The 14,458-nt window shown below is 67.0% G+C and carries 17 protein-coding genes; all 17 read left to right on the forward strand.

Translation table 11 applies throughout. The features are described 5' to 3' along the window. A partial coding sequence (locus tag VFY73_RS21340) for an ImpA family type VI secretion system protein (RefSeq protein ID WP_414654504.1) occupies positions 1–617 on the forward strand: 617 nt, incomplete at its 5' end. Positions 618–655: 38 nt separating this feature from the next. Next, entirely contained in the window at positions 656–1,165 is a 510-nt protein-coding gene (gene tssB, locus VFY73_RS21345; RefSeq protein ID WP_329722580.1) for a type VI secretion system contractile sheath small subunit, read from the forward strand. A gap of 25 nt (positions 1,166–1,190) precedes the next feature. Next, complete coding sequence (gene tssC, locus VFY73_RS21350; RefSeq protein ID WP_329722582.1) at positions 1,191–2,687, forward strand: type VI secretion system contractile sheath large subunit; 1,497 nt, start codon at positions 1,191–1,193, stop codon at positions 2,685–2,687. A 116-nt stretch (positions 2,688–2,803) separates the two neighbouring features. After that, entirely contained in the window at positions 2,804–3,283 is a 480-nt protein-coding gene (locus VFY73_RS21355; protein ID WP_329722584.1) for a type VI secretion system tube protein Hcp, read from the forward strand. 16 nt (positions 3,284–3,299) lie between these two features. Continuing rightward, the gene (locus tag VFY73_RS21360) at positions 3,300–3,812 is read left to right on the forward strand and encodes a type VI secretion system tube protein Hcp (protein WP_329722586.1); all 513 of its coding nucleotides are present in this window, start codon (positions 3,300–3,302) and stop codon (positions 3,810–3,812) included. Between the two features lie 50 nt (positions 3,813–3,862). Next, positions 3,863–4,657 (forward strand): type VI secretion system accessory protein TagJ, encoded by a 795-nt coding sequence (locus VFY73_RS21365; RefSeq protein WP_329722588.1) that lies wholly within the window; start codon positions 3,863–3,865, stop codon positions 4,655–4,657. Further along, a complete protein-coding gene (gene tssE, locus VFY73_RS21370; RefSeq protein WP_414654505.1) occupies positions 4,651–5,175 on the forward strand; it encodes a type VI secretion system baseplate subunit TssE in 525 nt (174 codons plus the stop codon). Before VFY73_RS21365 ends, tssE begins: the two co-directional genes overlap by 7 nt. Before the next feature lie 27 nt (positions 5,176–5,202). Further along, positions 5,203–6,057: a hypothetical protein gene (locus VFY73_RS21375; RefSeq protein WP_329722592.1), complete on the forward strand. Its 855-nt coding sequence runs from the start codon at positions 5,203–5,205 to the stop codon at positions 6,055–6,057. A 13-nt stretch (positions 6,058–6,070) separates the two neighbouring features. Beyond that, on the forward strand, positions 6,071–6,244 hold the full coding sequence (locus VFY73_RS21380; RefSeq protein WP_329722594.1) for a hypothetical protein: 174 nt from the start codon (positions 6,071–6,073) through the stop codon (positions 6,242–6,244). Beyond that, the gene (locus VFY73_RS21385; protein WP_329722596.1) at positions 6,241–6,612 is read left to right on the forward strand and encodes a Rap1a/Tai family immunity protein; all 372 of its coding nucleotides are present in this window, start codon (positions 6,241–6,243) and stop codon (positions 6,610–6,612) included. The genes VFY73_RS21380 and VFY73_RS21385 overlap by 4 nt, the downstream gene beginning before the upstream one ends. Then, positions 6,609–6,890, forward strand: coding sequence for a T6SS effector amidase Tae4 family protein (locus tag VFY73_RS21390; RefSeq protein ID WP_329722598.1), 282 nt, complete (start codon positions 6,609–6,611; stop codon positions 6,888–6,890). Before VFY73_RS21385 ends, VFY73_RS21390 begins: the two co-directional genes overlap by 4 nt. Positions 6,891–6,906: 16 nt before the next feature. Further along, positions 6,907–8,799 carry a type VI secretion system baseplate subunit TssF gene (gene tssF, locus VFY73_RS21395; protein ID WP_329722600.1) on the forward strand — a complete coding sequence of 631 codons (1,893 nt, stop codon included), beginning with the start codon at positions 6,907–6,909 and terminating at the stop codon, positions 8,797–8,799. Beyond that, positions 8,796–9,977 (forward strand): type VI secretion system baseplate subunit TssG, encoded by a 1,182-nt coding sequence (tssG, locus tag VFY73_RS21400; protein WP_329722602.1) that lies wholly within the window; start codon positions 8,796–8,798, stop codon positions 9,975–9,977. Before tssF ends, tssG begins: the two co-directional genes overlap by 4 nt. Continuing rightward, positions 9,974–12,628, forward strand: coding sequence for a type VI secretion system ATPase TssH (tssH, locus tag VFY73_RS21405; protein WP_329722604.1), 2,655 nt, complete (start codon positions 9,974–9,976; stop codon positions 12,626–12,628). Before tssG ends, tssH begins: the two co-directional genes overlap by 4 nt. A 113-nt stretch (positions 12,629–12,741) precedes the next feature. Continuing rightward, a complete protein-coding gene (locus tag VFY73_RS21410) occupies positions 12,742–13,227 on the forward strand; it encodes a hypothetical protein (protein WP_329722606.1) in 486 nt (161 codons plus the stop codon). A 32-nt stretch (positions 13,228–13,259) separates the two neighbouring features. After that, complete coding sequence (locus VFY73_RS21415) at positions 13,260–13,841, forward strand: hypothetical protein (RefSeq protein ID WP_329722608.1); 582 nt, start codon at positions 13,260–13,262, stop codon at positions 13,839–13,841. A gap of 16 nt (positions 13,842–13,857) precedes the next feature. Then, positions 13,858–14,400, forward strand: coding sequence for a hypothetical protein (locus tag VFY73_RS21420; RefSeq protein WP_329722610.1), 543 nt, complete (start codon positions 13,858–13,860; stop codon positions 14,398–14,400). Positions 14,401–14,458: the final 58 nt, after the last annotated feature.

The following is a 14,458-nucleotide window of genomic DNA, read 5'->3' on the forward strand; positions in this document are numbered from 1 at the left end:
TGATGCCGCTCGTGCACCTCGAGGGCCTGGCCGATCTGCGCGCCGCCGAACTGACCGGCGCCCGAGGTGGCCCGACCGTGCGCCAGGTGGAGTTGGCCTCGGGCCGCGCCGAGCTGCTGCCCGACGAGGCGATGCCGACGGCGCAAGCGCTGGATGAAGCCCTGGCCGCCGCTGTCGCCCGCTCGCCCGCGCTGGTGGAATCCTGGCAGGCCGGCCTGGCCGCCGTGCAGGGCATCGAATCGGTGATCGACCGCCATGCACCGGCGCAGGGCCCCGATTTCGCGCCCTTGCGCAGGTTGATGCAGCATGTGGCGGACGCGGGCCGCCAGGCCACGCAGGCCTTGGCGGCGGCTGGCCAGGATGGCCAAGCCGCTGCACCCAACGGCAGCGCATCGGCCGCGGCGCCGATGGCCGGCATCAACTCGCGCGAAGACGCCATGCGTGCACTGACGCGCGTGTGTGAATGGTTCGAGCGCAACGAACCCAGCCACCCCGCGCCGCTGCTGATCCGACGCGCGCAGCGGCTGATGAGCAAGAACTTCATCGACATCGTCCGCGACCTGGTACCCGATGGGGTCAGCCAGATTGAGCGGCTCGCCGGCATCGGCAACGAATAGGCCCGACGTCACAGGCCACCCACGGAAGGAGCACGCACATGGCAACCAGCAGCCAGAAGTTCATCGCCCGCAACCGCGCGCCGCGCGTGCAGATCGAGTACGACGTGGAGCTTTACGGCGCCGAGAAGAAGGTGCAACTGCCCTTCGTGATGGGGGTGTTGTCCGACCTGTCGGGCAAGCCCACCGAGCCGCTGCCGCCGGTGGCCGACCGCAAGTTCCTCGACATCGATGTCGACAACTTCGACGCCCGCATGAAGGCGATGAAGCCGCGCGTGGCCTTCCCGGTGACCAACACGCTGACCGGCGAGGGCAACCTCGCCGTCGAGATCACCTTCGAGAGCATGGACGACTTCTCGCCCGCCGCAGTGGCGCGCAAGGTCGACGGCCTGCGCCAGTTGCTGGAAGCGCGCCAGCAACTGGCCAACCTGATCACCTACATGGACGGCAAGACCGGCGCCGAGGGACTGATCGCGAAAGTGATCAAGGACGAGGCCTTGCTGAAGTCATTGGCCGCCGCGGCACCGAAGCTCGCCGCCGACGCCCAGTAATCGACCAGCACCGCGGAGACCGACCATGGCCGAAGAAACCCTTGTCCAGCCCAATGCACTGACCGGCATCGAGTACGAAGGCGGCGAGTTCGCTTCGTTGCTGAACCGCGAGTTCAAGCCGAAGACCGACGACGCCAAGAGCGCCGTCGAGACGGCGGTGCTGACGCTCGCCCAGCAGGCGCTGTCGCAGACCCAGCTGATCGGCAGCGACGTCATCATGTCGATCGAGGCCATGATCGCCGAGCTCGACAAGAAGCTGTCGCAGCAGATCAATCTGATCCTGCACCACCCCGAGTTCCAGCAGATCGAAAGCGCCTGGCGCGGGCTGCACCATCTCGTCAACAACACCGAAACCGACGAGATGCTGAAGATCCGCGTGATGAGCATCACCAAGGCCGAGGTCGGCAAGACGCTCAAGCGCTACAAGGGCACGGCCTGGGACCAGAGCCCGCTGTTCAAGAAGGTCTACGAGGAAGAGTACGGCCAGTTCGGCGGCGAGCCCTTCGGCTGCCTGGTCGGCGACTACTACTTCGACCACAGCCCGCCGGATGTCGAGTTGCTGGGCGAGATGAGCAAGGTCGCTGCGTCGGCGCACGCGCCGTTCATTGCCGCGGCCAACCCGTCGCTGATGCAGATGGGCTCGTGGCAGGAGCTGGCCAACCCCCGCGACCTGACCAAGATCTTCACCACGCCCGAGTACGCGGCCTGGAAGTCGCTGCGCGAGTCCGAAGACGCGCGCTACCTGGGCCTGGCGATGCCGCGCTTCCTGGCCCGGCTGCCCTATGGCGCCAAGACCAGCCCGGTCGAAGAGTTCAACTTCGAGGAAGAAACCGCCGGCGGCGACCACGCCAGCTACACCTGGGCCAACTCGGCCTATGCGATGGCGGTCAACATCAACCGTTCGTTCAAGCTCTACGGCTGGTGCACGCGCATCCGCGGCATCGAGTCGGGTGGTTCGGTCGAGGGCCTGCCGGCCCACACCTTCCCGACCGACGAAGGCGGCGTGGCGATGAAGTGCCCGACCGAGATCGCGATCAGCGACCGGCGCGAGGCCGAGCTGGCCAAGAACGGCTTCATGCCGCTGGTGCACCGCAAGAACTCCGACTTCGCGGCCTTCATCGGCGCGCAGTCGCTGCAAAAGCCGTTCGAGTACGACGACCCCGACGCCACCGCCAACGCCAACCTGGCCGCGCGGCTGCCGTACCTGTTCGCCTGCAACCGCTTCGCCCACTACCTGAAGTGCATCGTGCGCGACAAGGTCGGCTCGTTCAAGGAGCGCGCCGACATGGAGAAGTGGCTGAACAAATGGATCATGAACTACGTCGACGGCGACCCGGCCAACTCGTCCGAGGTCACCAAGTCGCAAAAGCCGCTGGCTGCCGCCGAAGTCACGGTCGAAGAGATCCCCGGCAACCCCGGCTACTACTCGTCCAAGTTCTTCCTGCGCCCGCACTACCAGCTCGAAGGGCTGACGGTGTCGCTGCGCCTGGTGTCCAAGCTGCCTTCGCAGAAGCAGGCGTGAAGGCAAGTGAGCGAGCGCCCCTTCGTTTCATCGAGACCCGCTAGTTTCCCGCCCCGTTCACACAGCCAGGGGCCTTTTCCAACGTACCCGACGAATCCATCAAGGAGAGACCCATCATGACGATCGACACCCACCTGAAGCTCGCTGGCGTTGAAGGCGAATCCACCCACAAGGACCACAAGGGCGAGATCGACCTGCTCGCCTGGTCGTGGGACGTGCGCCAGGAAAGCACGGCCGCCGCGGGCACCGGATCCGGCAAGGGCAAGGGCATCCCCGGCCAGCTCGTCTTCGCGCACTACTATGACAAGGCCTCGCCGGTGCTGGCCAAGAACTGCGCCAACGGCAAGCACTTCGACTCGGCCATCATCACCTGCCGCAAGGCCGGCGAAGGCCAGCTCGACTTCCTGAAGGTCACGCTCAAGCAGGTGCTGGTCACCTCGGTGGCGCCGTCGGCCAGCAGTGGTGGCGAGATCTCGGAAAGCGTGGCGCTGAGCTACGCCGACATCGAGTTCGAATACAAGCCGCAGGACGACAAGGGCGCGCTGGGCGGTGCGGTCAAGTTCGGCTGGAACGTCGCCAGCACCGAAACCCGCTGATCCGCTGGAGCGCGCAATGGCGGGAAGCCCTGGCATGTCGGCGCTGGTCGATTCGGCCGCCGCCGACATTTACCTCGACCTGACGCTCAAGCGGGCCGGCAAGGCCAAGGGCGAGTCGGTGGCCGTGGGCCATCAGGACGACATCGTCGTGCTGGGCTTCAGCTGGGGCGTTGGCGCGGCCGGAGACGCCGTTGCCGCGCTGTCCACCGGTCGGCGCAGCTACCGCCATCTGGTGGTCTGCAAACGGCTGGACACGGCGAGCACGGCCCTGATGAGCGCGGTGGCCACCAACGACGAGGTGCGCAGCGCCAAGCTGTCGTTGCGCAAGGCCGGCGGCGCGCAGGAGGATTTTTTCTCCCTCACGCTGGAGAAGGCGCGCGTGGTGGCCTACGACATCGACACCGACGCCAACGGCCACCCGTTCGAAAAAGTGACGCTGAGCTTTCAGAAGGTCGCCGCCGAGTACCGGGTGCAGAGCGCCAGCGGCCAGATGGGTGCCAGCCACAGCTTCACGGACGACCTGAGCTGAGAGCCTGACAGCCCGAGCGGCGGCGCCATCGTCGGAACAAGGGGAGTGACATGAACCCGGTCAGGGAAATGGTGTCGGGTGGTCAACCCGCACAGGCGCTGGCGGCAGCGCAGGCACAGGTTCGGGCCCGGCCCGACGATGCCGAGCTTCGTGTGTTGCTGTTCCAGCTGATGGTCGTGGCCGGTCAGTGGGAGCGTGCCGCGACCCAGCTCGAACTCTGCGGCGAGCTCGACGACGCCGCGCTGGCGATGGTGCACACCTATCGCGAGGCGCTTCAATGCGAGCTGGCGCGAGAGGCGGTGTTCAAGGGCAAGACCACGCCGATGGTGCTGGGGCAGCCGGCCGAATGGGTGGCCTTGCTGGTGCAGGCACTGCAGGCTCAGGCGTCGGGTGACTCGGCCGGGGCGCAAGCCTTGCGGGATCAGGCGCTGGAGCAGGCTCCCACCATCGCTGGCACGGTCGACGGCCATCCGTTCGAGTGGATCTGCGATGCTGATTCGCGGCTGGGCCCGGTGCTGGAGGCGGTCGTCAACGGCCGTTACTGCTGGGTGCCGTTCGCGGCGTTGCGGCGGGTGCAGATCGAGGCGCCAGAGGATCTGCGCGACCTCGTCTGGACGCCGGCGCACCTGGAGTTCCCGAATGGCGGCGATGCGATCGCGCTGATCCCGACGCGTTATGTGGGCAGCACCGCGCTCGAAGACGAGCGCATCTGGATGGCCCGACGCACCGAGTGGCAGCCACTGGGGGGCGAACAGTTCGCCGGCCTCGGCCAGCGCGTGTTCGCCACCGAAGCGGGCGAGCACGCGTTGCTCGACATCCGATCGATCGAATTGCAGTCATCGTGACTGCGAACCTGAAGGACCGCCTGCAGCCGGCGTTGCTTGATCGGCTGACCGATGACAACCCGCAGCAGCGCGAAGAAGCCGAAGACCGCCGCGTGATGACCAAGCCGCAGCTGCGCCAGGCGGTGCTGCGCGACCTGGGCTGGCTGCTCAATGCGGTGCAGCCGCTGGGCAAGCTGGCCGAGGCCTACCCGGTGCTGGCGGGCAGCGTGCTGAACTTCGGCCTGCCGGCGTTGTCCGGCCAGCTGGCGTCCAAAGTCGACGTCAGCGTGCTCGAGAAGGCGATCCGCCAGACGCTGATCCGCTATGAGCCGCGCATCCTGGCCGACACGCTGGAGGTCCATGCGATCGAGGCGAACAGCGTGCTCGACACCCACAACGTCATCGAATTCGAAATCCGCGGCCACCTGTGGTCGCAGCCGGTGCCGCTGGAGATCTTGCTGCGCACGCAGCTCGATCTGGAGGCGGGGCAGGTGGAAGTACGGGATGCGGTGGCGCTCGGCGCTGGCCGCGCTGTGTGAATCGGAAGAACCCCCTGAGATCAAGTCATGAACTATTGGATGTGTCTGAAGTGTCGTGAATCCGGCCATCACTATGGCGGTTGGTATCCGGACGCCAGCGGCGCCGGCGCACTCGTGTGCCCACTCGGGCATGGCAGCCTCTGGGGGCCGTATGACAGCTGGGACCCTCGGCCGCCGATCAACGCGCATCTGAAGGCGCAGGCGAACTGGCGTCGTCTGGTGGAGAAGGTCTCCAAGATCGTCGAAGGCTCGTTCGACGATTGCCTGCCGATCCAGCCCCCGTACTACTTGGAGGCGCTCGATCCGCTGCATCGCTACGGCCCGGAGGCCAAGCTCCAGTTCGATGCCTGGGCCGCCGGCGATCGAAAGGAACTCTTCCTCGATTGGCTCGAGAAGCAGCCTTTGCCGCCGAGCGTCAAAGGGGTGATTCAGGTGCCATCCGACAAATTGGTGGCATCGCACCAGATCCGGTTCAACGGCGAGCGCATCGTGGTGCCGGACAGGTTTCCGCAGGATTGGCGTGACGCGATCGAATCAGGCAGATACCACGAGCTGATCTTTGTCATGGATGCGGCGACCTACATGTACGTCGGCATCAAGGTCAGGGGGCGGTTCCAGCATTCATCCTTCTTCGGCGGCCGGCCCGTCAAGATGGCCGGAATGCTTCACGTCGACTCCAGCTGGCGCATTCGTCGTGTGTCCAACGCCAGCGGCCATTACGCCCCGGGGCCCGCCAAGCTGGCGGACTTCCTCACCCGGTTGAAGGACCGTGGTTTCAACCTGGCAACGCTGGACCTGCAGTATTGGGACGGCCGCGCCTGGGCCTACAGCGGCAAGGCAAAACCATGGCTTGACCAGCAGCCCACGGCCATGGCCGTGTAGCGAAGGCGCGCAGATGTCCCCGCGTCTTCTTCGCCTCTACACCGACGAGCTGCCCCGCCTGCAAGAGGTGGGCGCGGAGTTCATGCGCGAGTCTGCGAAAAAAGCGGCGTCGATGGGGTTGCGTGATGCGATGTCTTCCGGCCCTGAAGTGGCGCGAAGCTCCATGGGCGGAGCGGAAACACCATGAAACGAAACCCTGTCATTGCTCGATTCCTTCTCTCACTGGCCGTTGCTGCGCTCGGCGGCGCTGCTGCGAGCGTGTCTGCGCAGTCGCCTGATTCCGACGGCGTCAACCTGGCCGGCCGCGACTTCTTCAAGGCCTACACCAGCCCGGACGGCCAGATGCGCGAGAAGGCCAAGCTCTATCTGCTCGGCGTGCAGGACTCGACCGAGGGGCGGGTCTGGTGCAGCTACAAGCGGCTGAAGATGGTGACGCTGAAGGAGGCCGTCTATGAGCATTTCAGGAAGCTCCCGTCCCAGCGGCTGGACGAGCGCGCCGCCAGTCTGATCGAGGCAACGCTGGCGAAGGAGTTTCCGTGCGGAGGCCCCTCATGACACCCGTGTACGCCGAGCTGAAGAAGAACCACTACTCGTCCGACTACGCGCAGTCCAGCTACGTGTCGGGGCCCGATCTCTATGCCGAGATCGGCCACGATCTCGACACGCTGACCAGGCAGGACATGAAAAACAAGAAGGGCGTCGTCTTCTTCTGGAAGATCGTCGGCTACGACGGCGGCCACATCGATCTGCTCGAATCGACGACGGTTGACCTCCTGTGCCACTCCCATTGCTACTTCAAGTGCAAAGAGGTCTGGTTCTGGAGCCTGACCTGAAGGCGAGCCCGACGACATGGACCCGCGCCTTCTCCGCCTCTACACCGACGAGCTGACCCATCTGCAAGAGGTGGGCGCCGAGTTTGCGCGCGAGTTCCCGAAGATCGCGTCGCGCCTGGGCATGGAGGGCGCCGAGGTTGCCGATCCGTATGTCGAGCGGCTGCTCGAAGGCTTTGCGTTCCTCGCCGCCCGCGTGCAGTTGAAGCTGGACGCCGAGCAGCCGCGCCTGATCGCGCACCTGCTCGAATCGATCTACCCGAACTTCCTGGCGCCGGTGCCGTCGATGATGGTGGCGCGCTTCGGCGTCGACACGACCGACCCCAACCTGATCAAGGGTTACCCGGTGCCGCGCGGCAGCGCGCTGCATTCAGAGCTGCCACGCGGGCAGGACACACGCTGCGAGTTCCGCACCGCGCATGCGGTGACTCTGTGGCCGATCGAGCTGGTCAGCGCCCAGTACTTTACCCACGCGCCCGATCTGCCGATGGCGCGGCTGCCCGCGGCGCTCGGCGCCAAGGGAGGCTTGCGGCTGCGGTTGCGGGCCGGCGGCGGCATCGCCTTCAACCAGCTGGGGCTGGACAACCTGGCGCTGTACATCAGCGCACCCGACGACGTCGCGTTTCGCCTGCATGAGCTGGTACTCGGGTCGACGCTGGGCAGCTGGGTCGGCACCGAGCCGGCCCAGGCGCTGCTCCAGTGGCGCGGCGCCGAGAGCGTGCAGCCGCTGGGTTATGCGTCGGACGAGGCCTTGCTGCCGGAAGCGCATCGCAGCTTCTCGGGTTGCCGCTTGCTGCAGGAGGCAGCGGTGATGCCGCAGCGCTTCCTGTTCTTCGAGATCAACGGTTTGGCGGAACGCCTGTCGCGCGTCGCCGGCAGCGAGGCCGAGATCGTGCTGCTGTTCAACCGTGGCGACGCGGCGCTCGAGCCGCTGGTGGATGCCAACAGCCTGTCGCTGCACTGCACGCCGGCCATCAACCTGTTTCCGAAGCGGCTGGACCGCATCCAGCTCGGGCCCGGAACCTGGGAGTACCACGTGGTGCCCGACCGCACCCGGCCAATGGACTATGAGGTGCACAGCCTGCAGTCGGTGGTCGGCTTCGGCAGCGGCCAGCTGGGGCAGCAGACTTTCTGGCCGCTTTATGCGACCTACCACGAGGCCCCGCGCGAGGTGCCGGGCTACTTCACAGCGCGGCGCGAGCCGCGGCTGCTGTCGCCCCGGCAGAAGGAGCACGGGCCACGCTCGTCCTACATCGGCGATGAGGTGTTCCTGTCGCTGGTCGATCCGCAGCACGCGCCGTACCGCGAAGACATTCGCCAGCTCTCCGTCTCGGCGTGGGTCACCAACCGCGACCTGCCTGCGCTGCTGCCACACAACGGCCAGGATGCCGCGGCACCCGCCTGGCGGCTGGACGCACCCGGCCCGGTGTTGCGGGTGGACGCGCTGCGTGGCCCGACGCGGCCGGTGAGTCGCCTGCCGGTGGGCGAGCTGGGTTGGAGCCTGGTCAGCCTGTTGACGATGAATCAGCTGCCTTGGGCTGACGAGCCGCCGGCGCAAGCGGCTGCCACGCTGCGCCGGTTGCTGACGCTGTATGGCCCGCCGTTGGACACCGCTTGGCAGCGCCAGATCGACGGCGTGCGCTCGGTCACTGCGCGCTCGGTGGTGCGGCGTCTGCCATTCGGCGGGCCGTTGACGTTCGGCACCGGCAGCGAGATCACGCTGGAGCTGGACGAACTGGCCTTCCAGGGCAGCAGTGCCTTCTTGTTCGCCAGCGTGCTGGAGCGGTACTTCGCCCGCCATGCGACGCTCAACACCTTCACCCAGCTGAGCCTGGTGTCGACCCAGCGGGGCCTGCTCAAGCGGTGGCCGGCGCGGGTGGGGTCGGGCGCCGGGCAGGAGCGCGTGTCGTGACGGCGCGTGAGCCTGTGGCCGAACGTGCGGCCGCGTTGCAGGCCTTGTTCGACCAGGTGGCGGCCGCCCCTTGGGCGCACGACTTCTTTGTGCTGCTGCGGCGTATCGAAGGCCTGACACCGCAAGCGCCGCGCCTGGGCCGCGCGCTTCGGCCAGGGCAAGAGGCGGTTCGCCTCGGCCAGGAGCCCGAGCTGGACTTTGCGCCGGCCGCGCTCTCGAGCTTCTCGCTCGGCCGGGCGGCACCCCGTTTGGGCGTGCGCTTCTTTGGCCTGCTCGGCCCGCAGGGCCCGATGCCGCTGCACCTGACCGAGTACACACGCGAGCGACTGCACCAGCGCAGCGACCCCACGCTGGCGCGCTTTCTCGACGTGTTCCACCATCGGTTGCTGCTGTTCTTCTACCGGGCCTGGGCACAAGCCCAACCGACGGTGCAGCACGACCGGCCGGCGGACGACCGCTATGCCGCCTGGCTGGGGGCCGCCGTCGGCCTGAGTGGCACGCTGCGCCCGCAAGACACGGTGCCGCAACGCGCGCGTCTGTTCCACGCCGGCCTGCTGGGCGGCTGTGGACGGCATCCGGAAGGCCTGGCGAAGATCCTCTCGCTGCATTTCGGGGTGCCGGTGCGCATCGAACAGCATGTGCCGCACTGGCTGCCGATCGATGTGCAGGACCGCAGCCGCCTGGGCCACGCACGGAATCGGCCCGAGCGCGTCGGCGCTACGCCGTCCCGGTTGGGCCACAACACCAGCGCGGGCAGCAAGCTGTGGGACCGGCAGTTCAAGTTCCGCGTCGTGCTGGGCCCGCTGACGCTGGCGCAGTACCAAAGCTTTCTGCCCGATGGCTCGGCCTGGCGGCCATTGAACGACTGGATTCGCCAGTACGCCGGGCCCGGGCTGCTGTGGGATGTGCAGCCGCTGCTCGCGCACCAGGAAGTGCCACCGCCACAACTGGGCCGCCATGCGCGCCTGGGCCTGACGAGCTGGGGCGGTCACACCGGTCACCGCCCGCACACGCAAGACCGCGGCGACCTGCGTCTGCGGCCCGGCGCGACGCTGCGCTCGACATCACCGACACAAGGAAACGCCGGGCCGCCCCAAGTTTCCTTGACCCCCGCGGGGGGCGGGCTGGGTGCAGCCCAGCCCTGGGGGCGTTCACATCACCAGGGGGCCTCGCCATGACCGAGATCGCACGCACCGCCTTGTTCGGCAAACTCAACCCGCTGGCCTACAAGGCCATCGAGGGCGCCACCGTGTTCTGCAAGCTGCGCGGCAACCCGTTTGTCGAGCTGCAGCACTGGCTCTACCAGATCCTGAACACGCAAGACTCCGACCTGCACCGCATCGTCAAGCACTACGGGCTCGACGCCTCGGTGCTGGCGAGCGACCTGACCACCGCGCTGGACCGCCTGCCCCGCGGCGCCACCTCGATCACCGACCTGTCGAGTTGGGTCGAGAACGCGGTCGAGCGGGCCTGGGTCTACGGCTCGCTGATGTTCGGCGACACCCAGGTACGCACCGGCCACCTCGTCGTCGGACTGTTGAAGACGGCGTCGATGCGCAGCGCGCTGCTGTCGATCTCGAAGCAGTTCGAGCGCATCAAGATCGACGACCTGGCCGACAACTTCCACCGGGTGCTCGAAGGTTCGCCCGAGCAGAATCTGCGCGCCACCGATGGCGCCGCCGAGCCCGGCGAAGCCAGCGGAGCGATCGCACCGGCGGCGATGGGCAAGCAAGAGGCGCTCAAGCGCTACGCGGTGGACCTGACCGAGCGTGCCCGCAACGGCGAGATCGATCCGATCGCCGGGCGCGACGAAGAGATCCGCCAGATCGTCGACATCCTGATGCGGCGGCGGCAGAACAACCCCATCCTGACCGGCGAGGCCGGTGTCGGCAAGACGGCGGTGGTCGAAGGCTTCGCGCTGCGCCTGGCACAGGGCGACGTGCCGCCGCAGCTGAAGGATGTGTCGCTCTACGCGCTGGACATCGGTCTGTTGCAGGCCGGTGCCAGCATGAAGGGCGAGTTCGAAAGCCGGTTGCGCGCGGTGATCGACGAGGTGCAGGCGTCGCCCAAGCCGATCATCCTGTTCATCGACGAGGCCCACACCTTGATCGGCGCCGGCGGCGCAGCGGGCACTGGCGATGCGGCCAACCTGCTGAAACCCGCGCTGGCGCGCGGCAAGCTGCGCACGATCGCGGCCACCACCTGGGCCGAGTACAAGAAGCACATCGAGAAAGATCCCGCGCTGACACGGCGCTTTCAGGTCGTCCAGGTCGGCGAGCCGAGCGAGGAACGCGCGGTGCTGATGCTGCGCGGCGTGGCCAGCATCCTCGAAAAGCACCACCGCGTGGCACTGCTGGACGAGGGCATCGAGGCGGCGGTGCGTCTGTCCCACCGCTACATCCCGGCGCGCCAGCTGCCCGACAAGGCGGTGAGCCTGCTCGACACGGCTTGCGCTCGCGTGGCGATCAGCCAGCACGCGACGCCGCCGGAGCTGGAGGATTGCCAGCACCGCATCACTGCGCTGCAGGTAGAGCAGGGCATCGTCGACCGAGAGGGCAGCATCGGCATCGACGTGACGCAGCGGCGGCGCAAGGTGGCCGCGGCGCTGGACGACGAGCAGACCCGCCTGACTGTGCTGCAGGAGCGTTACGCGAAAGAGAAGGCGCTGGTAGACCGGGTGCTCGACATCCGCGCGAAGCTGCGTGGTGACGAGGGCGTGGAGCCCCTGCTGCCAGCCGAGCGCGACCAACTGTTGGCCGAACTGGCGGGGCTGCAGAGCCAGTTGCAGGCGCTGCAGGGCGATGCCCCGCTGATCCTGCCGACCGTCGACGAGCAGGCGGTGGCCAGCGTGGTGCAGGATTGGACGGGCATTCCCGTCGGCCGGATGGTGAAGAACGAGGTCGAGGCGGTGCTGAAGCTGGCCGACACGCTGAACCAGCGCGTCGTTGGCCAGGTGCATGCGCTGGAGACGATCGCGCGACGCATCCAGACCTCGCGCGCGCGGCTGGACAACCCGAGCAAGCCGATCGGCGTGTTCATGCTCTGCGGCACCTCGGGTGTCGGCAAGACCGAGACGGCGCTGGCACTGGCCGAGGCGCTGTACGGCGGCGAGCAGAACGTCATCACCATCAACATGAGCGAGTACCAGGAGGCGCATACCGTCTCGACGCTCAAGGGGGCGCCGCCGGGCTATGTGGGCTACGGCGAAGGCGGCGTGCTGACCGAGGCCGTGCGCCGCCGGCCCTACAGCGTGGTGCTGCTCGACGAGGTGGAGAAGGCCCACCCCGATGTGCACGAGCTGTTCTTCCAGGTCTTCGACAAGGGCTGGATGGAAGACGGCGAAGGGCGCTACATCGACTTCAAGAACACGATCATCCTGCTGACCAGCAATGCCGGCAGCGAACTGATCATGAAACTGTGCAAGGACCCGGAGCTGATGCCCGCGCCAGAGGCGATGGGCAAGGCCTTGCGTGAGCCGTTGCTGAAGGTCTTCCCCGCGGCGCTGCTGGGCCGCCTGGTCACGGTGCCGTATGTGCCGCTGAACGAGCAGATGATGGGCCAGATCGTGCGCCTGCAGCTGGGCCGTATCGGCCGGCGCATCCAGGACAACCACGGCGTGCCGTTCAGCTATGGCGACGACGTGGTGCAGTTGGTGGTCAGTCGCTGCCAGGAAGTGGAAAGCGGTGGCCGCGTGATCGACGCCATCCTCACCAACACCGTGCTGCCGCGCATCAGCCACGAATACCTGACCCGGCTGTCCGAAGGCAAGGCGATCGGCCGGGTGGCGCTGGCGGTGAAGGAAGGCGACTTCGACTATCGATTTGATTGACGATGCCGGCACCCCCCGTTTGCGCATGAGCGCGGCTTGGGGTGCCGTGGAGCAAAGCCGGGCGCTCTGCCGCACAACTGCCGGTGCAGAACTGAACTCGCAAGGAGACGGCCATGGACTACTTCACCAAGATGCGCCTGCAGATGAAGGCTGAGGCAGAGCGAGAGAAGCAGGGGCAAAGTACTTCCAACCTGCGCGGGGAGCAGCAGGAAATCGGCTGGTTCATGCGGGGCTGCAAGGATGTGGAGGCGGCACTGTGGCCGAACTATCGGGAAGGCGGCGCGCTGCCTTCCCAGAATCCCGAGAACAGCGGAGCGTGCTACACGCTGTATGACCGCGAACGCCAATGGCAGGCGACATGGCGCAATGCGGTCATCGCGTCGGTGGCAGCGTGCAGAACCGGCGGCGAAGGGGTCTGCTGCACCCACATCGTGTTATTGCGGGCGCACTATGCGATCGAGGGTTCGGTCGAGTACAACGCCGAGTGTCCCAAGGTCTCTGTCAAGACGAACTTCGCCTACGTCAAGACCTACACCTTGAGCCAGATGACCGGTGAGGCCATTGCTGACGACATCCTTCGTGTCATGCAGGGCGCCTGAGGAACGACACTCAAACCACTTGAGGGGGTGCGATGGCTGCATCGAGTATTCCGGGGCCTCTCGGCCTGGGCGAGAACAAGCCAGTGGTCGATGCGGGCACGCTCGTGCGGGCCGAGACGCCGGCGCCGCAGGCGAGCGGCGCGGCCGACGGCGCCGAACTCGACACCGAGATCGAAGCGCTGGACCTGGCCGCCACCGCGCGAACGGCGGCCTACGCCTTGAAGAAGGCCCACCCGACCGTGAGTTTCACCAGCGGGCGGCGAGGCAAGGCGGACCAGGCGCGGGCGATGGCCAGCAACGTGGTCAAGAACCGCAAGTGGATCGAAGAGACCTACGCCAAGAGCGACCTGCGCAAGCAGTGCCAGGACTGGGTGGATGCAAATCCTGACAAGAAAACCCAGGCAGAGATCGCGGAAGGCCTGTTGTCGGTGTTCAATAGCGCGAGCGATGCCGACCTCGGCAAGTTCAGCAAACACTTGTCGGGCGAAGCCTTCGACGTGCAGCCGGTCGACAAAGATGCCGAAGCAATCAAGAAGACGATTCGGGGGCTCACGGGCCTGGACAAGTTTCTCGACACCGAGGGTGGCCTCGTCCGCTGGCACGCGCAGTTCTGACTGGCGTCGTCGTTGCATGGTGCTGGGCCTGGCGGCGGGCCTGGTGGCCTGCACGCCGATGCTGCCCGCCACCGCAGCGGGCGAAGCGCCGGCATGCGAGTCGCTCGGTGACGTGACCACTGCCAACCGGGTGTTGGCGGGGGAACTGCAGCGCAGCGTCACGTCCGGTGCCTTGTTCGCGGCCGCCGCGACGGGCACCGGCATCCAGGCCTGCAGCGTTTGGCACGCCGGAAACTCGGTCGAGCTGCTGTACCGCTTCCGCAGTGGTGGCCAGTTCACGGCCAAGCGCGATGCCACCATCGAATCGACTGAACTGCGCGCGAAACTGACGCTGCCTTCGACGGAGGACCCGCTGCGCGTGCTGACCCGGGCCGAACGGCAGGCCTTCGGCGAGCAAGGCTGCGGCATCGACTGGGAGCACCCGGACATCGAGGCCGCAAAAAGCGAGCCCGGTGCGACGGACAGCGTGTGGCACGGCCAGACGTGCAACTGTCGGGCCAGGGCCCGCCGCGACGCGCTGGGCACCGTGATCGAGCTGGCGTTGACCAGCGCGTGCTGAACGGCCTCGGGTGGGCGCTCATCGGGGACAGTGACTTTCGTCGCTTTACCCGCCGGGT

It is taken from the genome of Ideonella sp. (assembly GCF_036277275.1).
Taxonomy (GTDB): Bacteria; Pseudomonadota; Gammaproteobacteria; order Burkholderiales; family Burkholderiaceae_C; genus Ideonella.